3 protein-coding genes and 2 tRNA genes are annotated in these 5,916 nt (G+C 31.2%); 3 read left to right on the top strand and 2 right to left on the bottom strand.

Translation table 11 applies throughout. The features are described from left to right. Positions 1-165: 165 nt before the first annotated feature. The 3 genes from HMPREF0202_RS14795 to HMPREF0202_RS10035 are packed head-to-tail and all read left to right on the top strand — an operon-like array spanning position 166 to position 5,634. A complete protein-coding gene (locus HMPREF0202_RS14795; protein ID WP_023052512.1) occupies positions 166-2,298 on the top strand; it encodes a hypothetical protein in 2,133 nt (710 codons plus the stop codon). Positions 2,299-2,318: 20 nt separating this feature from the next. Beyond that, positions 2,319-4,613 (top strand): glycosyl hydrolase family 18 protein, encoded by a 2,295-nt coding sequence (locus HMPREF0202_RS10040; RefSeq protein WP_023052511.1) that lies wholly within the window; start codon positions 2,319-2,321, stop codon positions 4,611-4,613. 7 nt (positions 4,614-4,620) lie between these two features. Beyond that, positions 4,621-5,634 (top strand): patatin-like phospholipase family protein, encoded by a 1,014-nt coding sequence (locus HMPREF0202_RS10035; RefSeq protein ID WP_023052510.1) that lies wholly within the window; start codon positions 4,621-4,623, stop codon positions 5,632-5,634. Between the two features lie 88 nt (positions 5,635-5,722). Here HMPREF0202_RS10035 and HMPREF0202_RS10030 read toward each other — a convergent pair. Together HMPREF0202_RS10030 and HMPREF0202_RS10025 are read right to left on the bottom strand one after the other, a co-directional pair. Beyond that, positions 5,723-5,799, bottom strand: a tRNA-Met gene (locus HMPREF0202_RS10030). A 7-nt stretch (positions 5,800-5,806) separates the two neighbouring features. After that, positions 5,807-5,882 (bottom strand) — tRNA-Trp (locus HMPREF0202_RS10025). Between the last annotated feature and the right edge of the window lie 34 nt (positions 5,883-5,916).

Here is a 5,916-nt window from a genome sequence, read left to right as displayed (position 1 = left end):
TTATTTTTTTATTTTTTAGTTTGAATTTTTAATCGAGGTATGTTAATATAAATTCACTTATCATTAATTTTAAATTCTTTTGAAATATTTTTTCTTTTTTACAAAATAATAATTTCAATCTATGAAATTAATACAAATACAATAAAAACAGGAGGTCAATTTATTTTGAATTCAAATAATGAACTAGATTTTCAAGTTAGTGATTTAAAAAGTAAAATCACATCACTTTTTGATAAGTTTAAAACTCTTCAAACAAGTATGAACTTAATAATGGATATTGTTTCATCAAATCCAGAATATAATATAACAAAAAATAAATTAGAACTTTTAGTAAATCTATCACAAAGCTTAAATAGCAGTAATAATATCAATGATTTCTTTGAGATAAAAGCTCTTGCTTATGATGTTGAAAAAATGATTTTCGATTTAGAGCATATTATCGAGGTAAGTGAGCCAGAAGTTCCTGAAATTATTGTTCCTGAAATTAGAACAGCTCTTTTAGAAGATACTAAAACTACATTAGTAGGTTCTTTAAAAGATATTGTTGATCCTGAAATTAGATTAAATAGCGTTGAATATAAACTGTATAAGGAAACAGCTTCTGGAGATAATGAAATTTTACATATCTCTTTACCTGAATCTATGTTTAGAATAGACTTTAACTTTAGAGAACATGGAACTTTCTATTTTATAGCAACTTATTACTATGATGGCGCTAACGAAGTTATACAAAGCAATACTATAAAATCAAATAATATTACAGTTCAATTAGTTGATAAAGAGATTCCAACTGTTTGTTGTGCAGCTTTAACAGCTTTTGAAAACACTCCTAAAGGATTATTAACTAAAATCACAGATAAAGATTCTGCAATAACTGAGGTTATTTATACACTTAAGAATACAAATAATACTTCAATCGAAACAATAATTAATAACAATCCTTTCGATCACGTTCAATTTACAAAAGTTAATGAAGGTAACTACTTCTTCAACTGCAATTGTAAATATAACATCGGTTCTAGAACTGGAGAGATTTTATTAAATTCTAATATTATAAGCATTAAAGGGAATACAACTGAACCAGAGCCTGGACCTAATCCAGATCCAACTCCAGACCCTAATCCTACACCTAGTAAAAAATGGCCTAGAGGTATTTTTGCACCATTTGTAGATGCGGCTAGAGATGATGTTAATTCTAAATTCGCATTAGCTGACAAATCTAAAATAACCGGTGTTCAGTTCTATAACTTAGGATTTATCACCGCTGATTCTAACAAAAATCCAGCTTGGGCAGGAAATATAAATCTACCTGGTAACAAAGGAACTAATGCTGGACTTATGCAAGATATTGAAAGATTAAGATCTATGGGTGGAGATGTTTGTATATCTTTTGGTGGTCTTAATGGACCTTATTTAAATGAAGTTATAACAGATATTCAAGATTTAAAAAATAAATATAAATCAATTATAAATAACTGGAATTTAAATAGAGTTGATTTTGATATGGAACATAATAGAACTTCTGGTAGCGAAACTTGTGAAGAAAACAAAAGAAATCATAGTGCTATAAAACTTTTACAAGACGAATTAAAATCTGAAGGTAGATATGTTGGATTTTGGTTTACTCTTCCTGTTATGCCTTATGGTTTAAATCAAAATGAGCTTCTTTTATTAGATGACGCTATTAAAAAAGGTGTTGAAATCGAAGGAGTTAATATAATGGCTATGTGTTATGGTGGAGCTTACGCTGGAAATATGGCTGAGCAATCTATTTCAGCTATGACAAATCTACATTCACAACTAAAAAACCTTTATAATAATCACGGAGTTATTAAAATCGATGATGAGCTTTGGTCTATGATTGGAATATGTCCTGAGATTGGAATAAACGATACCGGAGCTTTTAACACATTCTTTTTAGAGGATGTTTCTCCTGTTATCAACTTTTGTAAAACTAAAAATGTTGGAATGATAACTTTTTGGTCTGCAAATAGAGATAAAGCAAATAATGGTTCAGAAGTTAATGGTCCTGACTCTACTGGATTAGCACAAGAAGAGTTAGCTTTCACTAAAGCTTTCCAAATTTATAACAGCACAAACGCAGATGTAGCTCCATTAGTTTTCTCAACAGATTCTGGAATATATAACGGTACTCCAGTTTGGCATGAATCAATGAGCTATCCTAATTCAAATACAAGAGTTTACTATAACGGTAAATATTATACTAATGGATGGTATGTTTCTGCATGGGATCAACCACCATCATCAAACGAAGCTTGGAAAGAAGCTACACTATAATTTTATACAAGGAGCGTGTAATGAATACTTTAGAAATACAAAATATAAAATCTCATTTTTCAAATGTTTTAAATCACTATAATAATCTAAAGAAAAGATTTGTTGATGCAAGCAATGAACTTGAATCTTTAAATATACAATTAATTGAATTAAAGAATAAAATTAATAGTTTAAACATGGAATCATCAATCATATATTTCTTCGAAATAAAAGAGTTACTGTCTAATGTTGAAAAAAATATATTCGATTTAGATGTGGATATTGAAACACCTGAGCCACCTGTTGATCCTCCTGTTGAACCTGAGATTATAGTTCCTACTATTGGAAGTATCGAACTAAATATCACAAATAAAAAAGCTTCCGTTTCTACGAAAGCTATCTCTGATTCTCAAAATAGAATAAACCAAGTTACATATTACTTAAAAACTTCTGTTAGAAATACAATCGAACAAAAAACAACAACTAATCCTAATGAAATTATAACTTTTACTACTGTTTTAACTCCAGGAGATTATATTGTTGAAGCTATTTTCTCTTATAGAGGTGCTCAATCATTAGAGCAAATTATAAAATCATCTAATCTAGTTACTGTTAAAGAGGATGTTATTATCCCTCCACCAACTGGCGACAAAATTGCTACATTAAAACTTACTTCAAGCCAATCTTGGAGCAATGGATTTAGTGCTGCTATCGAACTTATTTCACATTCAACTGAAAATTTCGGTGGGAACTGGGAGATAAACTTCGATTCTCCTGCCACTGGACTTTCTCAATGGCAAATTAATGCTTCTAAAACTGGAAGTAGATTCTCTATAACTTCAGGAACCGATTGGTCTGGTGCGCCTCATTTTAATTTAGGACCTAACGGAAACTTTAAAATCGATGGAATTAATGGAACTGGTGCTCCTTTTGATATTAATGTTGCTTCTAACGCTACATTAAATGGACAACCTATAACTTTAATTATAAACGGTGAAACTGTTGAGGGCGGAACTACTCCCCCTGTTGAACCTCCAATAGATCCACCTGTTGATCCTGAGATTCCAACAGTAAATTTCCCTGAAAAACTACCATTAATTGGTGCAACAGATGTAGAAGCAATATATTTAAATGGAGATAATACTCAACTTTTAGGAACAGTATCAATTCCATCTTTAAATATTCACACTGAATACGCTGTTTACGTTAATGGCTTCAAAATTACTACAAAACCTGTAGAATTCACAAGAAGGTCTTCTATGGTTAATGTTTCACTAGCAGTAGCATCGCTTCCATTATTAACTGGAAATAACACTGTACAGTTAGTATTTGCTGGAACAAATAATTCAATAGTAACATATTATCAAACGAATATTCTTACAATAAAAAAAGAGCCTTCTGGAAATTCAAAGAAAACTTTAGTTGGATACTGGTCTTCTTGGGGTGGAAATGGCCCTACATCTTATGTTGACCTAGAGGCTACTCCTGCTGAATATGACACAATTGTTGTTTCGTTTATTGAAGCTCCTGATCACTTAACTCCTGTTTTTGATCCTGAAGCTAGTAAGCAAGTTACAAAAGCTCAATTTAAAGAAAAAGTAGCGAGAATGAAAGCTAAAGGACATAATGTTATTATTGCAATTGGTGGACAAAACGGTGTATTCCATATTAAATCAGAATCTGATAAACAAATCTTTAAAAACGGTGTTATAAATATTATTGAAGAGTATGGATTTAATGGTTTTGATATAGATTTAGAAGGACAAAGTGCTCAAAATGGAACTACCTATGTTGTTGATGCTATAAAAGAAATTATTGAGTATTTTAGAGCTAAAGATCCTAACTTTATTTATTCTATGGCTCCTGAAGTTGCTTATTTAATAAGTACTGGATTTGGAACTCTATACATTGACCTTATAAAAAAGACAAAACATTTAATTACAACAATACATCCACAATATTATAATGCACCTGGAACTGGTGTTTATCCTTTTGACGGAAGTGGAGTTGTTATTGATTGTAAAAATCAAGCTAAATTTATTCCTGAATTTACTGAAGCTCTTATAAAAGGACACGATGGACCTGCATGGGGAGGACAATATGCACAATTATTCCCTATCGGACCTATTCCTCAAGAGATTTTAGCTATTGGATTACCTGCTGGTGTTGGTGCTGCTGGAACTGGTGCAATTAATGATATGAATGTTTATGTTGAAGCTTGGAGAGAAGTACAAAGAAGAGGATATGATGTTAAAGGATTTATGACTTGGAGCATCGACTGGGATAAATATCACAATTGGCAATTTAAAAATGCTGTAGCTCCTCTTATTAAATAGTGATTTTATGAAAAAACTTAGAATTTTATCTATTGACGGTGGTGGAGTAAAGGGAATTATCCCCGCAATTATTTGCGAATACTTAGAAACTGAAATATCGAAAAAGGTTGGGCAAAAAATATACCTTCATGAATATTTTGATTTAATAGTAGGAACGAGTACTGGCGGTATTCTTGGAGCCCTTTATACATCCCCAAATTATCATAGTGCTCAAGAAATTGTAGAGCTTTATAAAAATTGTGGAGATAAAATTTTTAAAAAAAATATAATTAGAAGGGTTTCATCTTTTGGTGGAATCCTTCGTCCTAAATACTCTACAAAAGCACTTGAAGAACTAGCTAACTCTCTTTTTGGAGAGATTAATTTAAGTGATACAGTAAAACCTTTTATGTCAACCTCTTATGATCTAATCAGAGCTAAAGAGATTTTTTTTGATAGCTTAAACGCTAAAAGAAAACCTTTAAAGAATTTTAAATTAAAAGATGTTGTTATAGCAACTTCATCAGCACCTGTATATTTCAATGCTAAAAGATTAATTTCATTAAATGATGATGTTTATAACTGTATTGATGGAGGGATTTTTGCAAACAATCCAGCTCTCATTGCATATGCTGAAGCTAGAAATATTGATTTTAAAAAGTATTTAAAAGAGGATAAACCGTCCTTTCCAGGATCAGATGATATGATTCTTATATCTATTGGAACTGGGAAAAAAGAAGGGTATAAAAATTATGAGCATCTTAAGACTAAAGGTGGAGCTAAATGGGTCGTTCCCATCATCGATATTCTTTTTTCTGCACAATCTAATACAGATGATTTTGTTTTAAGAAAAATTTTTGACTCTTCTAAAAATAAATGGAATTACTACAGATTAAATCCCAGATTATACAGAGGTTCTTTAGAACTAGATAATAAATCCAATAATAATATTGAAAATCTTTCTTACGATGCTTATGAATTTATAAAAAATAATAAAGATAAGTTAGACGATATTGTTTTACAACTTATTTTAAATCATTAAAATCTACTGATAGAAATATCAGTAGATTTTTTATTATTAAAGTTGCAAAAAATAAAAAAAACTCTTTTTACAGAGTTTAAGTTCCAAATGGTGCCTAGAAAAGGATTCGAACCTTCGACCGCCCGGGTATGAACCGGGTGCTCTAGCCAACTGAGCTATCTAGGCAAATAAATGGCAGGTCAAGAGGGACTCGAACCCCCAACCCTCGGTTTTGGAGACCGATGCTCTACCAATTGAGCCATTGACCTGCATGGTCGGAATAGCAAGATTCGAACTTGCGGC

The sequence above is a fragment of the Cetobacterium somerae ATCC BAA-474 genome (genome assembly GCF_000479045.1).
Lineage (GTDB): Bacteria > Fusobacteriota > Fusobacteriia > Fusobacteriales > Fusobacteriaceae > Cetobacterium_A > Cetobacterium_A somerae.
This window is presented reverse-complemented; position numbering and strand designations above follow the sequence as displayed.